Origin of the sequence: Clostridium sp. AM49-4BH, assembly GCF_003478335.1 — a bacterium.
GTDB lineage: Bacteria > Bacillota > Clostridia > Lachnospirales > Lachnospiraceae > Butyribacter.
The window spans coordinates 74,912-101,677 of sequence record NZ_QUFB01000003.1 but is presented as its reverse complement, the minus strand read 5'-3'; the positions used below and the strand labels follow the sequence as shown (position 1 = coordinate 101,677).

At 42.1% G+C, this 26,766-nt stretch carries 13 protein-coding genes and 1 tRNA gene; 11 read left to right on the top strand and 3 right to left on the bottom strand.

The window, feature by feature from the left end; all coding sequences use genetic code 11:
• Nucleotides 1-71: 71 nt before the first annotated feature.
• Nucleotides 72-1,685, bottom strand: a complete 1,614-nt coding sequence (locus DW981_RS01770; protein ID WP_118506559.1) for a CTP synthase — start codon at nt 1,683-1,685, stop codon at nt 72-74.
• Between the two features lie 301 nt (nt 1,686-1,986).
• Between DW981_RS01770 and ftsH the strand changes: the two genes are divergently transcribed.
• From ftsH to DW981_RS01755, 3 genes are read left to right on the top strand one after another with little or no spacing between them, the layout of a single operon-like run.
• Nucleotides 1,987-4,191: an ATP-dependent zinc metalloprotease FtsH gene (ftsH, locus tag DW981_RS01765; RefSeq protein WP_182434085.1), complete on the top strand. Its 2,205-nt coding sequence runs from the start codon at nt 1,987-1,989 to the stop codon at nt 4,189-4,191.
• A gap of 8 nt (nt 4,192-4,199) precedes the next feature.
• The gene (locus DW981_RS15865) at nt 4,200-4,667 is read left to right on the top strand and encodes an HAD-IIB family hydrolase (RefSeq protein WP_182434084.1); all 468 of its coding nucleotides are present in this window, start codon (nt 4,200-4,202) and stop codon (nt 4,665-4,667) included.
• A 24-nt stretch (nt 4,668-4,691) separates the two neighbouring features.
• Entirely contained in the window at nt 4,692-5,372 is a 681-nt protein-coding gene (locus tag DW981_RS01755; RefSeq protein ID WP_022024602.1) for a GTP pyrophosphokinase family protein, read from the top strand.
• A 323-nt stretch (nt 5,373-5,695) separates the two neighbouring features.
• Here DW981_RS01755 and DW981_RS01750 read toward each other — a convergent pair whose 3' ends face one another.
• Nucleotides 5,696-6,259 carry a biotin transporter BioY gene (locus DW981_RS01750; protein WP_022024254.1) on the bottom strand — a complete coding sequence of 188 codons (564 nt, stop codon included), beginning with the start codon at nt 6,257-6,259 and terminating at the stop codon, nt 5,696-5,698.
• 387 nt (nt 6,260-6,646) lie between these two features.
• Between DW981_RS01750 and DW981_RS01745 the strand changes: the two genes are divergently transcribed.
• A complete protein-coding gene (locus tag DW981_RS01745) occupies nt 6,647-11,674 on the top strand; it encodes a bacterial Ig-like domain-containing protein (RefSeq protein ID WP_182434083.1) in 5,028 nt (1,675 codons plus the stop codon).
• Nucleotides 11,675-11,821: 147 nt separating this feature from the next.
• Entirely contained in the window at nt 11,822-12,781 is a 960-nt protein-coding gene (gene bioB, locus DW981_RS01740; protein ID WP_022024413.1) for a biotin synthase BioB, read from the top strand.
• Between the two features lie 116 nt (nt 12,782-12,897).
• Here the strand turns inward: bioB and DW981_RS01735 are convergent.
• A tRNA-Leu gene (locus DW981_RS01735) sits at nt 12,898-12,981 on the bottom strand.
• Nucleotides 12,982-13,493: 512 nt separating this feature from the next.
• On the opposite strand from DW981_RS01735, the gene DW981_RS01730 reads away from it, so the two are divergent.
• From DW981_RS01730 to DW981_RS01705, 6 genes are all read left to right on the top strand, one after another.
• Nucleotides 13,494-15,785 carry a lectin like domain-containing protein gene (locus DW981_RS01730; protein ID WP_182434082.1) on the top strand — a complete coding sequence of 764 codons (2,292 nt, stop codon included), beginning with the start codon at nt 13,494-13,496 and terminating at the stop codon, nt 15,783-15,785.
• A 119-nt stretch (nt 15,786-15,904) separates the two neighbouring features.
• Nucleotides 15,905-16,912, top strand: a complete 1,008-nt coding sequence (gene pta / locus DW981_RS01725) for a phosphate acetyltransferase (RefSeq protein ID WP_022024516.1) — start codon at nt 15,905-15,907, stop codon at nt 16,910-16,912.
• A gap of 268 nt (nt 16,913-17,180) precedes the next feature.
• Nucleotides 17,181-17,996, top strand: coding sequence for an AraC family transcriptional regulator (locus tag DW981_RS01720; protein WP_118506554.1), 816 nt, complete (start codon nt 17,181-17,183; stop codon nt 17,994-17,996).
• A gap of 137 nt (nt 17,997-18,133) precedes the next feature.
• Nucleotides 18,134-21,496: a leucine-rich repeat protein gene (locus DW981_RS01715; RefSeq protein WP_118506553.1), complete on the top strand. Its 3,363-nt coding sequence runs from the start codon at nt 18,134-18,136 to the stop codon at nt 21,494-21,496.
• Nucleotides 21,497-21,510: 14 nt separating this feature from the next.
• Entirely contained in the window at nt 21,511-22,572 is a 1,062-nt protein-coding gene (locus tag DW981_RS14960) for a hypothetical protein (protein ID WP_182434081.1), read from the top strand.
• Nucleotides 22,573-22,670: 98 nt separating this feature from the next.
• A complete protein-coding gene (locus DW981_RS01705; RefSeq protein WP_182434080.1) occupies nt 22,671-26,717 on the top strand; it encodes a glycoside hydrolase family 2 TIM barrel-domain containing protein in 4,047 nt (1,348 codons plus the stop codon).
• Nucleotides 26,718-26,766: the final 49 nt, after the last annotated feature.

The window sequence follows — 26,766 nt, the reverse complement described above, 5'->3', positions numbered from 1 at the left end:
AAAAGGAGCTGTCGCACTAAGCAATTAGTGCGTAGCCCCTTTTTGGATATATCGTCTATATAGGAAGTATATTACTGATGGCTGTCCTGATAGTTCAAAGCAGCACCGACAAATCCCTTAAACAATGGATGTGGACGGTTTGGTCTGGACTTAAATTCAGGGTGAGCCTGTGTTGCTACAAACCACGGATGTGATGGGAGCTCGCACATTTCTACGATGCGTCCGTCCGGAGACAGGCCGGAAAGCTTCATGCCGGATTTCTGTAAATCTTCGCGGTAGTAGTTATTTACTTCGTAACGGTGACGATGTCTTTCGTGAATGGTTTCCTCACCGTACAGCTCATAAGCTTTGGAATCCTTGTCCAGTACACAAGGGTAGGAACCGAGACGTAACGTGCCGCCGATATCTTCAATGCCGTCCTGTTCCGGCATTAAATGGATCACAGGATGTGTTGTCTGAGGATCCAGTTCAATACTATGCGCATCATTGAAACCACAGACGTGTCTTGCAAATTCAACGATGGCAAGCTGCATTCCCAAACAAAGACCTAAGAATGGAATACCGTGTTCTCTTGCATACCGGATCGCTGTGATCTTTCCATCGATGCCGCGGTCACCAAAGCCGCCAGGTACTAATATACCGGATACATCATGAAGGAGTTCATCAGCATTTTCTTCATTTAAGTCTTCAGATGGAATCCATTTGATCGTTACATTGCTTTTGTGCGCAAGTCCACCATGCTTGAGAGCTTCTACAACACTGATATATGCATCGTGCAGAGAAGTGTATTTGCCGACGAGAGCAACAGTAACATCTTTCTCAAGATTTTTGAGGGTATGAACCATTGTCTGCCACTCTTCCATGTCCGGTGTTTTGCAGTCTAACTTCAAGCATTTGCAGGCAACATCTGCGAGATGCTCCTTTTCCATTGCCAAAGGTGCTTCATATAGAGTTTCTACATCTAAATTCTGCATTACGTGATCGGTCGGAACATTACAAAACAGTGCGATTTTATCTTTGATGCCCGGATCGAGAGGACGTTCTGTACGGCATACGATGATGTCCGGCTGAATACCCATTCCCTGCAGCTCCTTAACGCTTGCCTGTGTTGGCTTGGTTTTCATTTCACCGGAAGCACCCAGGTATGGGATGAGTGTCACATGGATCAAGATAGCATTTTCACGTCCAACATCATGCTGAAACTGACGGATCGACTCTAAGAAAGGCTGGCTTTCGATATCGCCGACAGTGCCGCCGACCTCAATGATTGCAATCTGTGTATCTTTACAGCCATCGTTACGGTAGAAACGGCTCTTGATCTCATTTGTAATATGTGGGATAACCTGAACAGTTCCGCCGCCAAAGTCACCGCGACGTTCTTTCGAGAGAACGGACCAATATACTTTTCCGGTTGTTACGTTGGATTGTTTGGTCAGATTTTCATCAATGAAACGTTCGTAGTGGCCAAGATCCAAGTCAGTCTCTGCACCATCATCCGTAACGAACACTTCACCGTGCTGTACCGGATTCATAGTACCGGGATCGATATTGATATAAGGGTCGAATTTCTGCATGGTCACACTATAACCACGCATTTTCAAAAGTCTGCCCAGAGATGCGGCTGTAATTCCTTTGCCGAGACCGGACACAACACCACCAGTGACGAAGACATATTTGACTGCCATTTGTGTATCCTCCTTTGTGTCAGAACATTGTTGTCAATAAATAAACCAATATTTTTCTATTATACTCTATATGATTGGGTTTGTTCAATATATTTTTGCACAAAAAGGAAAGAAAATTCATGGAAAATTTCCAAGAAATACATAGAAATTTCAGACTTTCTTAATATTGTGAAATATTGCTTTTTGGGCAGACTAGACTTATAATAGAAATAGTTTACAGGATATGAGGAGGACAAATTATTTGGACAACAATATATCAAATCAAAATAGAAACCAAAATAACAGCCAAAATAACAACAATATGGGAAATAATTTTGGACGCGGACAGAATCGTAAAAGCATGGTGCTTTGTCTGCTCGTTGCACTTGGCATTTTTCTTGTGTTTTCTTTGATGAATCGTCAGGTAGAAAAGGCAAGAGATAAAGAGATCAGCTATGACCAGTTTTTGCAATTGCTGGATGATGGACAGGTTGAATCTGTGACACTCACTTCTGATCAGATCAAGATCGTTCCGAAGAAACAGTCAAATAGTCTGTATCAGATTACCTATCATACCGGTCTGATCAGTATGGATATTACATTGGTACAGCGATTAGAAAAGGCAAATGTAAAGTTCACCAAAAAGTCAGACAGTTCCAATAGTATGGTCTACATGCTGGTATCGACTGTATTGCCATTTTTACTGCTATGGGTCGGACTGATCTTTATGTCCCGTGTTATTTCTAAAAATTCCGGCGGTATTATGGGTGTTGGTAAGAGTACGGCGAAGATGTATGTTCAGAAAGAAACCGGTGTAACATTTCGCGATGTAGCCGGTCAGGAAGAGGCAATGGATTCGTTGAACGAGCTGGTCGACTTCCTGCATAATCCGAAGAAATATACGGAGATTGGTGCTAAACTGCCGAAGGGAGCATTGTTAGTCGGACCTCCGGGAACCGGTAAGACACTGCTTGCAAAGGCGGTGGCCGGCGAAGCAAAAGTTCCGTTTTTCTCTCTTTCCGGATCTGATTTCGTAGAGATGTTCGTCGGTGTAGGTGCATCGCGAGTGCGTGATCTGTTTAAGCAGGCACAGCAGATGGCACCATGTATTATTTTCATTGATGAGATCGATGCCATCGGTAAGAGCCGTGACAGTCAGTATGGAGGCAGCAACGATGAGCGCGAGCAGACGCTAAATCAGCTGTTATCCGAGATGGATGGATTTGACAGTTCGAAAGGCCTTGTCATCTTAGGCGCGACAAACCGACCGGAAGTGCTTGATAAGGCATTACTCAGACCGGGACGTTTCGATCGACGTATTATCGTAGAAAAGCCGGATCTTAAGGGCCGAGTTGATATTTTACGTGTGCATGCCAAGGATGTATTAATGGATGAGTCTGTTGACTTTGAGGAAATTGCTCTTGCGACCAGTGGAGCCGTTGGTGCGGATCTTGCTAATATGATCAATGAAGCTGCTATTATGGCTGTACGTTCCGGAAGAAGAGCAGTCAATCAGAAAGATCTGTTCGAGGCAGTGGAAGTCGTTATTGCCGGCAAGGAGAAGAAAGACCGTATTTTAGGCAAAGAGGAGAAACGGATCGTTGCATATCACGAGGTAGGGCATGCGCTAGTGACTGCACTGCAGAAAAATGCGGAGCCGGTTCAAAAGATTACGATCGTGCCACGTACGATGGGATCTCTTGGATATGTCATGCAGGTTCCGGAAGAAGAGAAATATCTGATGAGCAAAGCAGAGATACTCACTCGAATCACAACATTATTTGGAGGCAGGGCTGCGGAAGAATTAGTATTTGATTCTGTAACGACAGGAGCTTCCAATGATATTGAAAAGGCAACCTCTCTTGCCAGAGCAATGGTAACACAGTACGGTATGTCTGATAAATTTGGCTTGATCGGTTTGGAGAGTGTGCAGAACAAATATCTGGATGGCAGAACGGTGTTAAATTGTGGTGATGCAACAGAAGCAGAGATAGATCTTGAAGTTATGAAGATATTGAGTGAATGTCACCAAAAGGCTAAAGAATTGTTGGATGGCAATCGTGATGCACTGGATCAGCTCGCCGCATTTTTGATCGAGCATGAGACGATCACCGGTAAAGAATTTATGAAGATCTATCGTAAAGTACAGGGTATTGAGGAGCCGGAAGGTGACCGTTTTGACTTGCTTGTGCTGGATGTCGATGGTACGCTGCATAATTCTCATCGCGAGATTTCAGATGCAACCAAGAATGCGTTGATCGAAGCGCAGAAGCGCGGCAAGACGATCGCTATCGCATCCGGAAGATCCATTGCAGGAATTCGCCAGACAGCTTCTGCCATCTCTCTGGAAGAGTACGGTGGCTATGTGATTGCATATAATGGTACTACTGTGATCAACTGTAAAACAGGGGAATGCATTTACAATCAGACATTGCCGGCAGATCTGATCGCTCCGGTATACGAGGAGGCTGCTAAATTGCAGGTGGCTATCATGCTTACCGTGACAGTGCCAAAGAGATTATCGTAGCTGGTGGCGTGACAGACTATGTTGCAGCAGATGCGGCTGCATCTTGTGTTACGATCCGCGAGACAGATCAGTTCGTAAAAGAGCTTGGTTTTCCGATCAACAAGATCTTTGTTTCGGGAGAACCGGACAAGATGAAAGAAGTAGAACGCATTTTACAGCGAAAGTTTGGTTCAGTGCTGAATGTATTTCGCTCAGATCCATACTATGTAGAACTTTTGCCAAAATACACAGATAAAGGTGTTGCGGTTGATAAGTTAGTGAAATATATGGATATTACCAAAGAACGTGTTATGTGTGTAGGAGACAGTAACAATGATCTGCCGATGTTACGCTATGCCGGTATGGGAGTCGCAATGGGGAACGCTTCCGATCGGATCAAAGAGCAGGCAGACTATGTTACAGATAGTAACGATGATGATGGTATTGTCAAAGTTATTGAAAAATTTATGACGGAGGCACATCACGAAGAGGGATAATTTATTGGGGATGGAGGAACACGAATGAATGGTTCAGAAAAACATTATTTAGAAAGATTGCTTGATCCTGAGGATCGGGATATGATAGAGAAGGAGGAGCATTTTTCGCAGGTGATGATGATGTATTCCTGTGCGATCCGCGAGGTGCAGACCAAGCTGGAAGTGCTTAATGATGATCTTAAATCACGTTATCAGCGCAATCCGATCCACAGCATTAAGTCGCGTATCAAAAAACCGGTAAGTTTAGCTAAGAAATTACGTAAGAAAGGACTTCCCGTATCGGTGGATTCCATCAAAGGGAATATCAATGACGTTGCCGGTGTGCGTGTTATCTGTTCGTTTGTGGATGATATTTACACAATATCAGAGATGCTTACGTCACAGACGGATATCACATTGATCAGCCAAAAGGACTACATTGAGCATCCAAAGCCAAACGGATACCGCAGCTTGCATCTGATCGTAGAGATTCCGGTATTCTTTGCAGATAAGATGCGGCCGATGCGTGTGGAAGTACAGATACGAACGATCGCAATGGATTATTGGGCAAGTTTAGATCATCAGCTTAGATATAAGAAAGATGACATGGATGAGAACTACCGCAAAGAGATTGAAATGCGATTGAAGCGTTGTGCAGATATGATCACAGCAACCGATGCTGAAATGTTAGATATTCGCAAAAATATTTATGGATATCGCATTTAATGTTTTAGAGTTTCAAACTTCCCATACCTCATTATCTCACACAACCACATATTGCTTATTATGTCAAAGAATGCTAAGTGTTTTGCAGCCACAATATAGCGGCTTCTGCCGGCAGAGAACTATAGTAATTGCCTTGCCGCTTTTTCGTTTTTGGTGATTTCTAGATTTTGTTATCTCTGATGATTGATCTACATGCCCTTCGGAAACTCGAAGTCCCGGAAGCAAGGTATGGGAAGTTTTAGTGAGAGTAATTAGAAAAGGCACTGTTCCAACGTGGATCACGTTCGAACAGTGCCTTTTTGGTGTAAAAATGGACTGTAACCTTATTCTGCGCTTTGCATCACTTTGCGGAAAGCAGGAATGATCTGGGCAGCAATAACTGCTTTGACAAGATCTAAAGGAATGAATGCGACAAATCCGGATAAGAAAGCAACTTTCCAAGAAAGGCCGGCATTAACCTTCCAAAAGAGCATTCCGATGATATCGATCAATACAACGCCGACAATAGCAGCAATTGTGTATAGGATTCGATTGTATTTTTTGCCGCGGATCAGTGGAAGTACAATGGCGATCACTAAGAAAGAGAATGTGTATCCACCGAAAATATTTGTCAAATATCCAATGCCGGAACCACCGCCAATAAATACCGGAAGGCCGATAGCGCCAAGAGCCATCCACACTAATATCGTGATGAAAGATTGACTGAGTGGGAACAGCAATGCGATGACGATAATAACAAAGTTTAACAATGTAATATGAGGACTACCCGGGATCGGCAATGGGATGCTGATATAAGCAGAAATACATAAAATAGCTGCAAATAATGCCATCATTGTAATGGACTTTGTAGTAAAACCGGTTTTGTTTGTTTTTGTTTCCTGATTCATTTGTTTCCTCCAATGTAAAAGTATTATTATGACGGTTTACAACCGCACAACAAAGAGTAGTATAAAACATTTGAATGTATGTGTCAACTGAAAGAATTAAAAGTTTACTATAGCCTTGTGGGCAGGGTTGTACAGTCTTTTTTAATTAATTGGAAAATCTTTCCGCTTTTTTCAATGTAATTGAGACTGCATATTAGGTTTAGGCAGCATTATAGAAAAATGTACTATATAAAGCAAAAATTACATAAAAAGTTTGTAAGATTTTGAGAATTGAATGAATTATCTGCTTGGTAATATAATGAAAGGTGTGTCTGTGTCCGAAATACAATATGAGGTTTCTAAAGATATGGACTCACGATCAGATTCACAGAAAGGATGGGGAATGGAATGAAAAAAACAAAGCAAGTTATGGCATTGTTACTGGCACTTGTTATGGTAGTCAGTATGATGCCGTCCAATGTTCAATTCGTAGCTGCTACAGCAGCGGAAGATAAGATTGAACTTGGTGATGAGACATGGTCGGCAGATGGTCAGGCCTATACGTTTTCTGATGTAACAGTTAGTTTTAAGAGTGATCAGAAGATTTTTTGTATCTCGGTAGACAATGGAGGATACTTCAAACTTCCGAAAAAGATCGATCTTGGTAACATGAGTAGTTCGTCTGATAGGATGAATGGTTTGACCAAAAGTGGTGAGTATACGTCTAGCTTGTCCGGCGACGAAGAGCTTAGCTCTATGACTGTGATCGGAAGCGATATTACAGATGAGCAGATCAAAAACTTTTTGACGCAGGTTGTTTTTTATACGGGAACGACTGATCAGACAGTTAAGCAGATGATTTCCGTTGTCGCCAACTCCTGCAGCCTGCCGGATGGTAACTCAACGGCTATGGCAATTGATGGTAAATTACACTTTTATAAATATGTAGAGTTCCCGAGCGGAGACAACACATCGACATGGGCAACAGCCTACAAAGAGGCGAAGAAGTCTGTCTTTGAAGGATTAAAAGGTTATCTTGCAACGATCACCAGTGAGAACGAGGAGAAATATTTGTATAGCTCTCTGGGTGGCGATCTGCAAGCTTGGATCGGTGGAGCCAGAACATTGCTTCCAAGAGATGGTTACGATGGATTTGTACTGGATTCGAATGAGATTACCGATGAGGCGTTAAAACCATTGGATGATAGCAATAAGATCGTGCGTAAATGGTCTTGGTTATGCGGTCCGGAGGCAGGAACGACATTTTATGAGACGGGCGAGTCCGGTAATGTATATGGCGGTTCGGTATGTGATGGCCAGTACGCCGACTGGAATAAAAATGAGCCGAATAACAGCTATAGTGGTGGCGGTACTTCTGCATATTATCAGGAGTATGCATTAGAATATGGTTTTGAGAAGGCAAACTGGAATGATTATCATCCAAACAATGTTTCACGTTCTATGTGGGGAATCAAAGGTTACATTGTTGAGTACAGTCCATATGCTACGAGCGGTGAGAGTGGCAAAGAAGATGTTGACAACAAAATGACAACACCAAGTACGACAGAGCTTGTGGTCATTCAAAAGAGTAAACCGAGACTGAATGCAGATAATCTGGTACTTAGTAAAGAACAGGCGAACAAGCTGACAGAAGCGACAGTTAAGAATCTTGCGAATACTAAGGGAAGCTATAATGGTACAACGGCAGATGCGTCCAGCTCGAATATTACAGTGGACAGTGGTCAGCTTACAACGGTTAAGTCAGCAGAGGCGGGAACTTCTAATAAGCTGACATTCTCTTATAAATATGATACCGGTGCAGCTGATGTGGTAACGAAGGATACAACGGTTTATGTTACTGATGTTGCTAATACAGGGTCCACAAGTACTAATAATACGACAACAATCGGTGCCAATAATGTTTCCGTTACAACGGATGATCTGGCTGCCTGTGCCGATGAGGACAAAGTTGCAGAACTGATCCGTTCTAAGGCAGCACCGGTTGCAGTAAAAGATGGCAAGGCAGCAGTTTCTGCTGATATTACACAGAAGAGCAGCGAAGTAAGCAAAGCGTCGACAGCAGGTACCTATAAAGTAACATATACCTATAACGGCGTGGATACAACGATCAACGTAACGGTTACAGATTCTAATCAGGTAGCGAAAGTGACTGCTGATAATTTTGAGGTGGTAAGAGGAAGCGGAAATCTTACCGCAGCAGATGTTATCACAAAGTCAAATGCGCAGGCGAAGAACAGTTCCGGTACTGTAATCCCGGGTGCAACGATCGATGTAGATGACACTGATCTTGCAACATTGAATGATAAGATCAAAAATGGTCCGGCGGGAGATTATACGGTTAAAGTATCATCGAATGGAAAGACCTGCGATGTTACAGTAACAGTTCGTGACCGCAACGTCACAATCGATGCTAACGATTTTATTATCACGGAAGATGAACTGCTTTATGCGAATAAAGATATAATTAAGAGCAAAGCAAATGTTCGAGGTACCGATGAGGGAACCGCATTTGATTTCAATGATGCGGATGCTATGGACTCTACGGCATATAATGAACTGAAACAGGTTAAGGCCGGCGGCTCCAAGGATCTTACCTTTACCTATACCGATGCAAATGGTAAAACCACAACATCCGATCCGATCACGGCGTTTGTTGTGAAAAATAAAGAAACAAATGCAGCATCAAAAACAACAATCGGTGCGAATAATGTAACATATACGACAGATCAGTTAAAAGCATTAGGAGCAACGGAAGCAATCGCTGCGAAGATCAAGAGTGATTCCGGTGTGATCGCTGTCAAAGACGGCAGTAAAGCAGACGCATCGCAGATCACCGTGAAATCCGGATCAGCAACCATTACGAGCGAAACTCCGAAAGGAACTTATTCAGTAACTTATACTTGCAATGGTACTGATGTAGCAATCACAGTAACAGTTGTAGATTCCGGCAAAGTAACAGAAATCACCTCAGATAAGGTTGAACTGGTGGTTGGTGATGCAGCACTCACGGCAGAAGGCCTGCTTACTAAGTCAAATGCTAAAGCAAAAGACGCTTCAGGCAATGTGATACCGGATGCGAAACTTACTGTAGACAGTAAAAAGTTGGACATTATTAATAAACGTCTTATGAATGGTCCGACAGGTAACTATAGCGTGACAGTTACGACAGAAGATGGTTTTACAGCAGACATTAATGTGTCTATCCGTAAGCCGGTTGTTTCAATGACAGCAGAAGATTTCATGCTGACGAAAGAGACAGCTGCAGCACTGACAGGTGAGACTGCGGCCAAGGATTACGCTAAGGTTGGTGTAACCCGTGAGGGAACAACAGTCGCAGATCCTTTTGATAAAATAACAGCAAATCCGGATGATCTTGCAAAGATAGTGGCAGGTAACAGTGGTACTATTGGATTTAAATACGAAAACGGTAAATATGAAACCGGTTCCGTAACTGCGAAAGCAACGGTCGTTGATGTAAAATACAGCGAGACAAAGGGAACAGATCGGATTACGATCGGAGCAGATAATGTTACACTGGATTATAAGGATATCAGTTCTTTGCCAGAAGATGAGTTAAAAGACCTGATACGCAAGAATGCAGATCCGGCCGCAACAGATAATGGTGCGCTTGCTGATCCGAGTGGCATTACCGGACCGAAGTTGGTCAAAGATGGTGACGGATACAAAGCAACCTTTACCTACAAAGATGTGCCGGTTACAACGGATGTTGTGATAAGCAATGTTCCGGCACAGGGCGAGGTAAATGCATCTGATTGTATCTTCTCGTTAGATGACATTGGAAAACTTACTGCAGACGATGTGATCCGCGCTGCTTTGTCAAAATACACGGATAAAAATGGGGTTACTGACAATGGAGAGGGTGTTGTACTGACACAGGAGTCATTGGATGCGATAAACAGAATGACAGAGCCGGGAACATTACCGCTCACGTTCACAGACAAGTCAGGAACCATTGTTAAGAAAGTAACAGCAACTGTCGTTCAGAATCGTCGATATGATACATCTACAGGTAATATTACACTCGGAGCAAATGATTTCTGCATTACAGTAGAGCAGGCAAAGACGATCGTACTGAAGCAGGATCAGACCGATGTTGCCGAGATGCTAAAGAAATTAGGAAATGCGATTGCAACTGATGATGGAAAATTCATTCCATTCAAAGATGCGGCGATCACTGCGGATGCATCAGCAATTCAGGCGGCGAAGGGCAGCTATGAATTAGTATACACATACAAAGGTAAGGTGAACAAAGTAACCGTCACTGTAAAAGATGATGGCTCGGCTGATACGACCAGCAGTGAAACAACTGTACCGGATGTCAATCTGACTGCTAATGATTTCGCAGTAGCAGCAGGCACGGAATCTATTGATGAAACTGCCTTTAAGAAACTTGCAGAAGTGGTAGCAAAATATAATGATGGCTCCAGCGTAGAGAACGTGGCGATCGATGCAGAGGATCTTGCAGTGTTGAATGAGAAGATTCGTGCAAAATCGACCGATAGTGTTTTCGTTAAGGTGTATGCAACCGATAAGAAGACAGGTAAGCAATTGTCAGCAATTGTAAAAGTAACATTGCCAAAGAAGGCGGCAACACCGAAGCCAACAAAGAAACCGGGTACAACAGCAAAACCGGGAAGCGGAATTTCTGCGGATGATATTGCAAAGGAACTCGGCGTAGATAAGGCAACGGCTGAAAAGATTAAGGAGTATGCTGAGAAGACCGGAACTTCTATGGACACCCTTAGAATTACCGATACTGCTGTAAAGAAACTCAAGGATGATAAAGACATTAAGGGCTCTGACTTTAGCAGATTAAAAGCGAGAGCCAATAAGTCTTCCAAGAACAGCATTACGTTAAAATGGGTTAAGCAGAGTGGCGCTGACGGTTATTTGATCTATAGTAACCAGTGTAACCAGGGTGGTAAGAAATACCGCTATAAATTGACTAAGACCATAAAAGGTAAGAATAAGACAACGTGGACACAGAAGAAGCGCAAGAAAGGCAAATATTACAAATATATGGTTGTTGCATACAAATTATTCAACGGTCATAAAGTAACAATTGCCGCTGCACCGACAATTCATTCCGTCACCAAAGGTGGAAAACGTGGTATGGCGAAAGCGGTCAGCATTAAAAAATTGGGCAACAAGAAAAAGAGAGCTAAGATTACTTTGAAAGCAAGAAAGACTGCTAAGATCAAAGCGGTAGAGATTCGTGCGGACAAGAAGAAAAAGATTATGAAACATAGAAAACTTGCGTATGAATCCAGTAATGTGAAGGTTGCCAAGGTAACCGGATCCGGCAAGATCAAGGCAGTGAAAAAAGGAAAATGTAAGATATGGGTATATGCACAGAATGGTGTATACAAAGAAATCAAGGTCACTGTAAAATAGCGAATCATAGCACTTATCTGAGATTTATTCATGTAATGTCAGCGTGGGCGGACCAAGGATAAGTGGTTATGGAATATGCAGGAAACCTATCTGGAATAGAAGTATTTCAGATGGGTTTCCTTACTATTAAGGAGGATACAAAAGAGCATGGACGCAAAGTTACAACACCTTACAGATAAGGTATTGCAAGGTGAAGAGATTAATCGACAAGAGGCAGAGTGGTTGACGCAGATAGATATCGAAGAGTTGGCACAGGGGGCTGACCGTATCCGTCAGGAAAGACAGCAAGACGAATTTGATATGTGCAGTGTGATCAGCATAAAAGGGGGACGATGTTCCGAAGATTGTAAATTTTGTTCGCAGGCGAGTTGTTCTAAAGCGGCAGTGAAGAGTTACCCGCTTCGTGGAACCGAAGAGATCATGGAGGATGCCCAAAAGCGTAGCGCACAGGGAATCCGACATTATTGTTTGGTGGCATCCGGGCATCATCTTAGCGAACGTGAAGTAGATGCCTTGTGTGAAACAGTTCGTGTGATACGAAAGGACACTGCTCTTCGACCTTGTGTATCCGGTGGATTGATGAATAAAGATCAGTTTGTGCGATTAAAGGAAGCGGGAGTAGTACGGATCCATAATAACCTGGAAACTTCACGTACACATTTTGCTAAAGTATGTGGAAGCCATACGTATGATGACAAAATTGCGACGCTGAAAGCAGCAAAAGAGGCTGGATTATCCTTATGCAGTGGGGGCCTTTTTGGGATTGGAGAGTCTATGGCGGATCGACTGGATCTTGCCTTTACACTGCGCGAGATTGCACCGGACACAGTTCCAATCAATCTGTTAGACCCGGTAGAGGGCACACCGATGGGACATAATAAGGTATTAACGGAAGAAGAAGTTCGACGCATTATTGGTGTTTTTAAGTATATTTTACCAAATCAGATGATACGTCTGGCGGCGGGGAGAGATTACCTGGAGGATACAGGTCTTCGGTGTTTTCAATCCGGTTGCAATGCGGCGATCACGGGAGATTTGCTGACGGTCATGGGAACGTCCGTAGAAGGTGATCTGGATGCAGTGAGAGCCTTGGGGTACCGGTTGTAAGATGAATAAAAAAGCATTTTCCTATACCTAAAAACAGAGCAAAACCAGCGTTTTGCTCTGTAAGAATTGCAATACCAAAAAAAGAGAAGTCATATATGACTTCTCTTTTGATCTAATGCGGAAGAAGGGACTTGAACCCTCACGTCGTTGCCAACACTAGATCCTTAGTCTAGCCTGTCTGCCAATTCCAGCACTTCCGCATAACGAACAAAAACTATTATAGTGTTTTAATTTGCGTTTGTCAACACTTTTTTTCAAAAAAACAAATAAATATTTTCAAAATCCAAAAATTCAAACTTCCCACACCTCAATATCTCACACGATCACATATTGCTTATCATGTCGATGGGCTAATTATATTTTGCAGCCGCTATATATTGAGTCCTGCCATCAAGAAACGTAAAATAAATATGGTTACAAGAATGCAAAACGGGTCCCAAAATGAGAAGAAACATAATTTAAACAGATTTTCATGTTATAATAGAAGTATTGAGGGATAGTTTACGTGTTTGCATGATATAATGAGCACGCAGTGCTCATCTTAGGAGTTTCTTCGAAACTCCGGTATGCGCAGAAATCATGCGCAATTATTATGATATAACGAGCACGCAGTGCTCATCTTAGGAGTTTCTTTGAAACTCCGGTATGCGCAGAAATCATGCGCAATTATTATGAAATTACGAATGTGAGCAGAATGGAAGGAAGGTGGCATATGAAAAAGAAAAAAAGAATTGCGGTGTTAGTAGCAATTGCGCTTGCTGTGCCGGGGGTGGGGAATTGGGATCGCCAGGCGGCAGATGCGATGACTGCTGACACCGCACAGAGCTCTGTAGCAGATATAACCGAATCAGCCAATCAAGCAGAGCTATATCATAAAGTATACAAGGAAAATACGGCGGGCCATATTTCCTATTCGCTGCAGGATGATACAGGCAATACGTTATCTAGGTATACATCGTCTGCTGCGGCTAAGAATAAACGCTCCATGGCACTTCCAGCGAGCTATGATCCGCGTGGAACAGAGCAGGAAACGCCAATTCGCAATCAGCAGGATACAGGTGCCTGTTGGGCGTTTGGAGCATTAAAAGCGTTGGAATCTGATTGTCTGATGAAGGGGATCTTAACCAAAGATACTGCGGATCTGTCCGAAAATCACTTGGCATGGTACGCCTATCATGCCCTGGATGATACGACCAGTCCATTGTATGGTGATCATATGTCGCGTGACTATGTTTCTGATAGAGCAAGTTATAATAAAGGTGGAAATGCAGATGTTGCACAGGCTGTCTTAGCAAACAAATGGGGGGCTGTGGCAGAGAGTGAGGCTCCCTTTGATACGGCTTCTAATATGGCATCTGTCATGAAAAATGCGGCATCCTCGCTACGTACACAGTCGTTAATCCAGTTGACAGACTCCGAATGTTATGATCCATATCTGGCAAGCGATATCACATCAAGAAATGAGATCAAGGAAGCAATATTGACGCATGGGGCAATGGATGTGGCGTTGTATTATAATCCGAATCTGTCCAGTCGTTATTACAAGGAGACGAATGGTGTGTACGCCAGTTATGCTTACGACATGATGGGGATTGATCAGGCAAATCATTGTGTCACAATTGTCGGCTGGGATGATGATTTTAATAATTTCAGCAAGGATGCTCCGGAATCCGGGGCGTGGCTGATCGCAAATAGCTATGGTACCAATTACTCCAAAGATGAAAATGGGTATTTCTGGGTATCTTATTATGATCCATCACTTTGTGAATATTACACATTTGAAGGTGTTTCGGCAGATACCTACCAGACCATCTTTCAATATGATGGCAATGGTTGGAACAATTCGCTCCGTTCGCCGGAAGAAGTGAAGACCGCCAATGTGTATACAGCAGATGGATCACAGCAGTTACAGGCAGTTGCTTTTTATACAGTAAAGGAGGATCAGCCATATACAGTAGATATTTATCGTTCTGTATCAGGGAAAGATCCAACCAACGGAACGCAGATCAAAGAAGCGAGTGTGAGTGGCAACTTTGCCAAAACAGGCTATCATACGGTACAGATTCCGAAAGAGGTTCGCGTTGCAGATGGCGAGAAGTTTTCGGTGGTTATTACATATGCGACCGTGGATGATTCTGCCTGCGTTCCGCTAGAGGGACAAAATGATCCGCAGAATGGACACTGTTATAGTGCCTCAGCGGGACAGAGTTATACTTATTTCGCGGAAGATGCTAAGTGGTATGACAATACGGCGATATCTGTAGATGGTGTGCAATATGATCTGAATAATGCCTGCATCAAAGTATTTGGCAACCCTGCTGACGAACCGGTGGCAACACTAACGCCTACAGCAACACCTACGGTAGCACCTGTGGTGCTGCCGCCAACAAAACCATCGACGTCAGGCACACCGATATCGACAACAAAACCATCGACGTCAGGTGCGCCGACATCGACAGCAGCACCTTCGGATGCGACAGAACAACCGAAACGGACGGTTTCACCAAATGCCGGTGGCCGTTATCAGACCAAGATTAAGGCGAAAGCCAAATATACGATCGGAAAAGGTGAGAAGATCACTCTTCCGGTGACTGTTACCGGCGGTTCGGTGCAGGCAGCAGTTAAGTGGACCAGCTCAAATACGAAGGTTGCCAAGGTAACGAATAATGGCGTGGTTAAAGGGTGCAAAAGAGGGACGGCCAAAATCGTTATTCAGACGGTAGACGGCAAGAAAAAGACCATACGTGTCACAGTAAAAAAGGCGCCTAAGAAAATAAAGATTACCGCTCAAAAGGCAAAAATAAAAAAAGGAAAAACGTTACAGACAAGGACAATATTAAGCAAGGGGAGTGCGAGTTATAAACTGCGTTTTGTGTCATCCAATAAGAGGATAGCAACGGTAAACAGTACCGGAAAAATCAAGGCAAAAAGACGAGGGACAGTGCGTATTTATGTATACACGTATAATAATAAAAAGTCTCAAATAAAGATCAAAATTGTTTGAGAAAATCCCTTGACATCGCCCTCATAATGTTAGACAATGGGCTTGGTGAATTTAAGGAGTTATGAGAAATTCTCCCATTATAATATTATTAAGTGAAACGAAAGAATGGAGATGATGATGTGTTCGGTTTTGGACAGTTAATAGGAATCTTAAAGAAGAATCCTAAGAAGATCGTATTTACAGAGGGTGAAGATCCACGTATTTTGGAGGCATCTTCCCGATTACTTGCAAGCTATTTCCTGCACCCTATTTTGATTGGTGATGAGAAACGTATTGCGGACGCTGCAGAGGAAAGTGGATTTAACATTCGCGGTGCAGAGATCATTGATCCGGAGAAGTTTGACAAGATAGATGAAATGGTGGAGTTATATTGTGAGCTTCGTAAGAAGAAAGGTGTCACACCGGATCAGGCAAGAGAAATACTGAAGCAGGCTAACTATTTTGGAACAATGTTGGTAAAGATGGGATTTGCAGATGCACTGCTTGGTGGTGCAACATATTCAACAGCAGATACTGTTCGTCCTGCTTTGCAGTTGATCAAGACAAAACCTGGAAATAATCTGGTTTCTTCCTGTTTTATTCTTGTTCGTCCAAGTGCTACCGGTGATAATGAAGTACTTGCTATGGGCGATTGTGCGATCAATATTAATCCTACGGAAGACGATCTGGTCGAGATCGCAGGAGAAACAGCGAAATGTGCCCGTATCTTTGATGTAGATCCTAAGATAGCATTCCTTAGCTATTCCACACACGGATCCGGTAAGGGCGAGGCAGTAGATAAGATGCGAAATGCAGCACAGAAGACCAAGGAGAAGTATCCGGATCTCCCAATCGATGGAGAGCTTCAGTTTGATGCAGCAGTATCTCCTCGTGTGGCACGCACGAAGTGTCCGGAGTCTACAGTAGCCGGTCATGCGAATACCTTTATTTTCCCAGATATCAGTGCCGGAAATATCGGTTATAAGATTGCACAGCGTATGGGTAATTTTGATGCGTATGGTCCGATTTTGCTTGGACTGAATGCACCGGTTAATGATCTGTCACGTGGTTGCAATGCATCAGAGGTATATTCGATGGCAATCATCACAGCTGCGCTGGCTGACAGCGATCATGGTGAGGAAGCATAATTTAAACAAGCTTTTATGTGTATTATATGATCCATGAGTTTTGCTGAAAAAGCGTATTACAAAATGTAGTGTATCATAAATTAAAATCAAAAATCCTATTTTTCCTTTTCCATTCGTATTAGAATGGTGGCATATAATTGCCTGATAAAAGGGAAGATAGGATTTTTTTGTCGGTGCAAATATATACTAATTCATGTATAATAATGATAACTCTCAGAGAAAAATAAATGACGATGAAAGCAGATGAATAGGAGAGGAGAAGGTTATTATGTTTCATGCGAATTACCCGGTTATTGGAATACAGGAATGTTATCCGGTTTATTTGACCGGGATAGGGATATCAGATCCGGAATTTCACACGCATCGCGAGGAAGGATTAATATCTCATCAAATATTATTTACAATGTCGGGCAAAGGAAAAATAATTGTTGGTGATAAGGAATACACAGCCGGTAAAGGCAGTATTTTTTATATAGCTTCCGGTGAGTCGCATACATATTATCCGATCGATGGTGACTGGACAACATATTGGGTGGTCTTTCGTGGAGATTCTTTGGATGCTATGATGGCACGCTTAGGGTTTGGACGTTATGTTGTAAAAACGATCAATGATATTACAGAAGTCAAAAAGCTTTATGATCAGATTGCGGCTGCTGCAAGAGAACCGGGAGATGGTGCAGGACACTGCTCAATGTTAGTTTATCAATACATTTTGCTTATGCATAAATTATTAATCGTACAACAGGAAAATCGCACAGGAACAGTGGTTGATAATGCCATAGTGTTTATGGAAAAGAATTATAGAGATGATATTAGTTTGCAGACGTTGGCATCTGTTTGTGGGATATCTACCCAGCATTTTTGTCGAGTATTCCATGATAAAATTGGCATGAGGCCAATGGAGTATTTGGCAAGGAAACGTATCGGCAGTGCAAAAGTCGCATTACTGGATACCAATGCGCCGATTGCGCAGATCGGAAGACGGGTAGGGTATAAGGATGCTAATTATTTTGGAATTGTATTCAAAAAATACGAAGGGATCTCTCCGAGAGAATACAGAAATAGTCATAATCACATAGGATAAAAAGTATGTAGTAAGCACCACCTATGTACTAATATTTTAAGGGTTTGCAAAATATTTCAGATTGTAAAGAATTAAGGATGACGATTATAATACCTTGTGAGTAGTAAGTATAACAATTTATACGGAAGGAGCAAGGTATGAGAAAAAAATGGGGAAACCGAATAGGTGCCATTGTTTTGGCATGTGCACTTACGATGAGTGGCTTACCGGTGCAGTCGATCAGTACATCGACGCGGAAGGCTTATGCGGCTGCGAAGTCTGAAACGGAGAAGCAGGATGTTTCACAGCCTGAAACGAAAATGGGTAATGTTGTTTTGAATGGAAATGATATCGCCGTAAATAATGTGAATGGTCTTACCTATAAAGGCTTTGGCATGCTTAGCGGTAATTCTACCAGTGATCTGCTAATGGATTATAAGGCAGAGCAGCCAAAGGCATATGCGGAGCTTATGCAGTATTTGTTTGGCGGTAATTATCCAATCATGAATCATGTAAAATTGGAAATGGGAAATGATCGTAATACATCAACAGGACCGGAATCTTGCACAAAGAGAACAGAAAAAGAGAAGGCAAATGTGTTGCGTAATCCAGGATGGCAGTTAGCTGCTGATGCTAAGAAGATCAATCCTAAAATCAAAGTGAGTATATTGCGCTGGGAAGCTCCGGTGTGGGCAGAAACAGATGAAAAGATTTATCAATGGTACAAAGAGACAATTTTAGACGCGTATGAAAAGTACGGCTATATGGTCGATTATATTAATCCAAATATCAATGAAAAATGGGATGTGGACAGCGATGTAGCGTTTACCAAAAAGTTTGCAAAATGGATCGCGGCAGAAACCAAAGAAACGATTCCGGATGAGAAAGCACTTGCGTTGTATCATAAGATCAAATTAGTTGTTTCGGATGAAGCCGGAACAGCGTCTGATAGCGTTGTGGAGTCCATGAAATCGGACAGTGATTTTTATAATTCGGTAGATGTTGTTGGATACCATTACAGTCCATGGGATGATTCCAATGGTGGAATGAAATGGCTTGCACAGACCAAAGATAAAGAGGTATGGAATAGTGAGGCACAGGCTACATTTTCCAATTCAGCATTTCGTCCTTCTAATAATGTGAAAGATCCAACGACAGAGGGAACAGGTCTTGGAGGAACCGGCAGTGCACTGGAAATGGCGAATACATTTATCAAAGGTTTTGTACAGTCCAGAAGATCGCATGTGATCTATCAGCCGGCAATTGGATCATTTTATGAGGGAGCACAGTTTTCCTTCAAGGAATTAGTGAGCGCGCGTGATCCGTGGTCAGGCTGGATCCATTATGATGCCGGATTACTCATGCTTGCACATATAAGCAAATTTGCAGTAACCGGCTGGGAAAATGAGGATAATACAGCGGGAATCTGGCGTGCTGTACCGCAGGCAAGTAAATGTACTGCGGATGGAACGAATCCGGTAAATGGACGTAACGGCGGAGAAAATTATATGACACTGGCATCTCCTGCCAAGGACAATTTCTCGACAATGATCGTTAATGATAGTGAATATCCAATGGAATATAAGATCCAAACTGAGAATATGAAGCTTGCTGAAGATCAGAATTTGGAAATATGGGAAACACGTGCGGCAGATGATGGTGCTTTTAATGAAAATTATATGAAATGCATCGGTACAGCGAAAGCAGATGATAATGGAGTCTATACGGTAAAGGTTAAACCATATTCTGCAGTGACAGTTACTACGCTGCAAGTTGCAGACGATGAAGAGCATATGAAGGCTCTTCCTGTCGAAGGTGAAAGAGTGGTATTGGATACGGATCGTACCGGAAGTAAACAGGACGTCGAAAGTGATTATCTGTATGCAGATGATTTTGAGTATGCTGGGAAGACGGTTCCGGTGCTTGATGGCAAAGGTGGTTTTACCGGTGAGACGGAGGATTATATCCAGTCTCGTGGTGGTGATACCGGTGCAATGGCACGTTATACGCATACCATGAATGGTGCCTTTGAAGTATATAAGACGCAGTCTGGTGAACATGTACTGCGTCAGCAGACAGATATTACAGAGACCGGTGTGGGCGGCAGCTGGAATTCCGGTGCTCCGGTAACCTTGATTGGAGATTTTCGCTGGACAAATTACAAAGCCTCTGTGGATGTTTTATTTGAACGGGAAGATGTTAAAAATTATGCGGCTGTAGCAATACGAGAAATGGGTGGTTCTCATAATATTACATCTGCAAGCGGTTACACATTCAAATTATATCCGGATGGTAAATGGGAGTTGTATCGTAAAGCCAAAAAAGTTGTGACCGGTACCTGTGATGCCAAAACACAGTTTGATGCAGGAGCAAATCAGTGGAATACGATCACGCTGGAAGGAAAAGGCAATACGATTAACGCATATGTCAATTATACGCTGGTTGGCAGTTATACAGATGAACAGCCTATCACTGCAGGACGAATAGCGTTAGGAAGTTCCAATGTATATACACAGTTTGACAATCTGGAGGTCAAAAAGCTGGACGGTTATGTACCGTATTGTACGGAATTGTTAGATAATATGGAACAATATGATCTGTCCGCACAGAAAAACACAAAACTTGAATACAATGACAAATGGCTGCACACGAACGGTCAGGGAATGTATGTATATCAGCGAAGTGTGTCCAAAAATACGGACAATGGAGCAACTCTTACGTATACTTTTACCGGAACAGGATTAGAAATCTTAGGAGAGATGAAAAAGACCTGTACTGTGCAGATGACTGTCGACGGAAATCAGCAGGCGAAACAAGAAACACAAAAATCAGCTAATATGAATATGACAGTTGCAGTAACAGATCTTGCTTATGGAAAGCATGTAGTAACTGTAGAGGTATTAGATGGAACACTGGCAGTAGATATGGTTGGTATCTTAGGCGCTAAACATACACAAAAAGAACCGGATGTTCAGCCGACGAAACGTCCAAATGTTAAACCGACACAGACACCGTCCGTGCAGCCAACCGTAAAACCTACAGCTGCTCCGCAGCAAACGCCGAAAGCGGATCGTCCGAACAGCCCGAAAAGGGGAACAAAGGTCAATAAGAATATTGGAGTTTATCAAGTGACTAAGGCGGCAACAATGAAAAAAGCCGGAACTGTTAAGTTGTCCGGTTTGAATAAAAAGTACAAAAAAGCGGCTGCTTTGGTTATACCAGATAAGATCAAGATTGGAGCATATCAATATCGTGTTACGGCAATTGGAACGAAGGCGTGTCAGGGCATTAAGGCTTCCAAAGTTACTCTTGGAAAAAATGTGAAAGAGATAGGAAAGTATGCATTCCGAAAAGCGAAAAATCTCAAGACATTTGTTGTAAAAGGAAAATTAACAAAGGTGTCCAAAAATGCGTACAAAGGATGTAAACACAAAATAAAATTAAAAGGTTCAACTGCAGCAGTGCGAAGAGCGAACCTGAAAAAATTAAAGAAAAGCGGTTATAAAAAATTCAGCCGCTAAAAGGAGGAAAAAATATGAGATTACAAAAAACACACAAAATGATTTTGGCAGGTCTGCTTGCTGTAGCACTGACGATACCGGCAGCTACTGTGGTAAAGACCGTGCATGCGTCAGAAACACAGATTCCGTTTGCACAGAGTGAGGATGGAACAGTTCACGAAACCAGTTTTGATCTGGCGAGGGTATCTGACGAAGAGGAGTTAAGCAGCTATGAAAAAGACAATGGCAAGCATTGGGTCAAATTATTTTCAAAATTTGATGGAGAAAAAAATATTTTGGACGATGCACAGTTACCGGATGATACTGCGAAAGTAAAAGTAGTGTTTGACATTACAAATTATGATTTGGATAAAGCATATCCGCTTACTTGGGCAACAGGTATCGGAGGATGGGCATCTGGTAAGCCAACAGGGGTAACCATTGACCAGAGTGGTACTTATGAAGCAATACTTGATTTTGCTAGTGAGACCGATGGAATTGGAAAGACGATTTCAAGTGCTGATATTAGTGCGGCGTCTATCCAGCTTGTATTCCAACTGGGAGAGGCAAAGCAGGAAGACATCGCAAATACAAAGAAGATTCATGTAAACTTTAAGGCTTGCTATGCATATAGTGCATCCGACGAGGTGAAGGCAGCTCCGGTAGTACCAATTGTTGATGTTACACCGACTCCGGTTCCGACAACACCACAAGAAACACCTGCACCGACACCTGGGAATACAGCAACACCAACGGCAACACCTGACACCAACAGCAAAAAGGTTATTCCAATTTCTAAAAAAACAAATAAAGCAAATGTTGTAAAGAAGATCAAAGCAACGAAAAAAACAGTTGTGATCAAAAAAGGAAAAACCAAGAAAGTAACATTTAAGCTGACAACAGCACTCAAAAATACGAAAACAACAGATAAGATCAAGAGTGTAAAATTATCTGGAAAAAACAAGGCTAAAGTACTGAAGAAAACCTTAGGGAAAAAGACTTGTACGATTAAAGTAAAGGGTGTTAAGAAAGGCAAAAGTGTTCTGAAAATTAAGATTGGAAAGAAACAAGCGAAGGTAACGATCAAGGTAGTATAGTGTAACACGAAAATAGAAATAAATTGCAAACAAGCCCGGCTATTTAGTCGGGCGTTTGCAGATATATAAGATGATGTATGTCAGAATGGAGGATTAGGATGAAAAAAATATGGGGAAAGCGAATAGGCACTGGTGTACTTGCAATATCTCTGATGCTTAGCAGTTTACCGACACAATTGTCGATTGCATTACCACATAAGGCAAAGGCGGCGGATACAGAGTTTAAGAGTGAGGCATTTGATTACGGAAAACTGCCGGATTCTACGGCAGCTAAGATTACGAGAAAATCTCTTACCGGCAGAGAATGGACAGGAGAGGATAATAATTTAGATATTACTTCGGTGAATACATTGCCGGATAGTTCTAATTTGGTTCCGTATGCAGATATTGCATCTGCATATGCCGGTGCCAAAGATTATGCAAGAGACAAGTCGTCGTATTACCAGTTACTTACCGGAGAAGGACAGGACTGGGATCTGACCGTATTTGATAATCCGGCAAAAGCAGAAGCAGCCGGTGCATTTCAAAATACGAACTATAAGATGGATGCGAAAGATGGATGGAAAAAGGTTACTCTTCCGGCCAGCTGGACAAGCTATGGATTCGATCACTCAATCTATACGAATTCAGCGATGCCATTTGAAGAAAGTACAGAGTTTCCATTGGCACCAACGAAGAAAAATCCCGTGGGTCTTTATCGTAAAACTTTCACGGTGAAAGATTCTATGCTGCAAAAGAATGGAAAGGTTTATATTACTTTAGGTGGAGTAGAGTCGGCATATTATCTATATATTAATGGAAAGGAAATCGGTTATAGTGAGGATAGTTATGATCCACACACATTTGATATTACAGATGCATTGAATGATCCGGGTAAGGAGAATGTACTTGCCGTAAAGGTATATAAGTTCTGCGATGGAACATGGATGGAAGATCAAGACATGATCTATGATGGCGGAATCTTCCGCGATGTATATTTGACAAGTACACCTACAGTGCATGTACAGGACTATACATTAGCGACAGATTTGTCAGACGATTATTCTACAGCTGATCTTAAAGTGAAAATGCAGACGATCAATGATTCTGCAACAGAATCATCGAACATGGCCGCGCAGCTTAATTTGTATGATGATCAGGGAAATTTATGTGCTACAACGCAGGAAGATATTGCAGCAATCGCATCCGGTAAACAGACGGAGACGTCACTGCAGATGCAGATTACAGATCCAAAACTTTGGGACAGTGATCATCCAAACCTGTATACAATGGTATTATCTTTGTATGATAAAAGCTCCAAACTTCATTACGAAAGTGTGAGTCAAAATGTAGGATTTCGTAAATTGACTTTTACATCGACAAAAGTGACAAATGATGGAAAGTATAACAATGCAACCGACCATTATGATACCGTTAAATTAAATGGGAAACGACTTCTTATCAAAGGCGTGAATCGACATGACACCGATCCGGAAACCGGCAAATATATTTCCAAAAAGGTGTATGAAAAAGATATTATGTTGATGAAACAGAATAATATCAATGCAATCCGTACATCGCATTATCCAAATGATGATTATATGTATTATCTATGCGATAAATATGGACTGTATCTAATGTGCGAATCGAATAATGAATCGCATGCTTTGATCACAGATGAGGATGCAATAGCAACACTTGAAAAGGCTGCAATGACAAGACAGACTGCTTCGTACGAAAGATTTAAGAATACGACAAGCAACTTGTTTTGGTCTATTGGTAACGAAAGCTCTCAAGGATGGACACAAAGAGATGGTAATTATGCTAACGGCGCATTTGCACATATGGTGCAGTATTTTAAGGATCGCGACGATAGCAGAATGCTTCACTATGAAGGTATGAGTGGTGGAGACAAAGGCTCTACGGCAATTGATATGATAAGTCATATGTATTATACACCGGACAGCATTATCGGTTATGGTACAAGTAAGAGTCAAATGCCGTTCTTGCTGAATGAGTATGATCATGCAATGGGTAATGCGGTCGGCAATTTAAGCGATTATTGGGATGTTATCCGCAAATATGATAGTATGCTTGGAGGCTTTATTTGGGATTGGGTAGATCAGTCCAGAAAAGTCAAGATCGGAGAAAAAGATTGGAATTATTATAGCAGTAAAGATGCTCATCAGAGCGGTTTGAATCAGTTAGATGGATACTTCCTGGGATACGGTGGTGACTGGGGCGACACCGGTGGAGACGAAAACTTCTGCCAAAATGGTCTTGTGTCTGCAGATCGCGACCCACAGCCAGAGTTGAAGGAAGTGAAATATCAATACCAGAGCTTTTGGTTTAAATCCGATCAGGATAAGTTGACAAATAATGAATTAACGGTAAGCAACGAAAGTATTTCTGCAAAATTGTCCGAGTATGATGTGACATGGGAATTGCAGGAAAATGACCGGATCATTTCACAGGGAACACTGAATGATGAAGTTCTTCCGAAAGAGGAGAAAAAGATCACGGTTCCTTATGTGATGCCGGAACAGCTTAAGTCTGGTGCAGATTATTATCTTAATATTCATGTAAAGACAAAAGAAGATTCAGACTGGGCGAAGGCAGGTTACGAAGTTGCATATGCGCAATTCACCATTGATGCTAAAAGTACAAAAGTGGCACATACTTTGAATGGAAAGAATGTGCAGATCAAGAAGCAGAGCCATTATTTTATAGTATCCGGCAAAGACTTTCGGTTCAAATTGAATTTGGATACGGGATTACTGGAGTCCTATTATTACAAAGACCAATTGCTCATGAAGGAAGGTCCGAAACCTAATATTTCCAGAGCAAAGCTTGACAATGATTCTTCTCATTTCAAGGATATAATGAGTTATCTGACATTAGATGGCGAACCAACGGTGGGAAAGAGTGCAGATGGTAATTATATGCTTACCACGAAATGGAATTCTTCCTATCTGTTGGACAGCAAAACAAAGACTCCGGGAACGATAGAAATGAGTTATTTGATCGAAGATACTGGGGCGGTAACGGTACGTATGAAACTCGACTTTACGAAAACAAAAGTCAAGAAGTTTATTAAAGTTGGAACACGATTGTCGCTTGCGAAAGGGACAGAAAATGTCTCTTGGTATGGAAATGGTGATGATGAAAGTTACTGTGACAGACAGACTTATACGAGGGTAGGAGCATATACTTCTACGGTTAATAAGATGTTCTATCCATTTGCAAAACCTCAAGATTGTGGAAATCTGACAGGTGTGAAATGGATCCGTCTTGACAATGAAACAAATGGAATCGGAATGTTGATCTGTGGCAATGAGGATGTCAATGCATCTGCTTTACATTTCATGACAGAGCAGCTCGACAAAGCAAAACATGTCAACGAGTTAAAGCCACTTACCAAAACATTTGTCACTGTCGATGCTGCAGTCAGCGGAACAGGTAATGCGTCTTGTGGATTTGATACGTTAGATCCATACTTGGTGAAAAACAACAAAGTGTATGACTATCGTTACACATTGGTACCGGTCAGCAATACGGATGACAGCATGACTGTTGGTAAGGAGTACAGGGATCAGACATTTGATATGGATCAGGTTTCTTATGAAAAAGTTGATCCGGTGGTGACAGACGGAGAGCTTGCAGCTGATCCGGTCGATGAGGATGAAGCAATTTTGAATCCGCCGAAAGAAGATGATAACAACGGTGGAAATAATAGTGGCAGTAATACTGGAAACAATACCGGAAATAACACTGGAAATACTGGAAACAATAATACCGGTAATAACGGTGGCAGCATAAATAATGCCGGGAAAAATCCGGGCACAAAACAGACTGCTAAAGCTCCGAAGAAGGTTACAAAGATCAAAGTGAAGAAGCTGAAAAAGGCATTATCACTTCGCTGGAAGAGTCAGAAAAATGTGACCTATCGTATTGCGTACAGTACAAGCAAAAAGAAACTGTCCAAGATAAAGAACGGAAAACTCAAAGCCGTAAAGGGAACGAAGGTTATCAAGGTGACAAGCGCCAAAAAGACCATTAAGAAATTGAAAAAATCTAAGAAATACTATCTTAAGATTTGTGCTGTCAGTAAAAATGGAAAAAATATTGGCAAGTGGTCCGGTGTTATTTCAGCAAAGACGAAATAATGTTGTGAATTTCGTATCATGATACGGTAAAATTTGAGAAGATACCTTA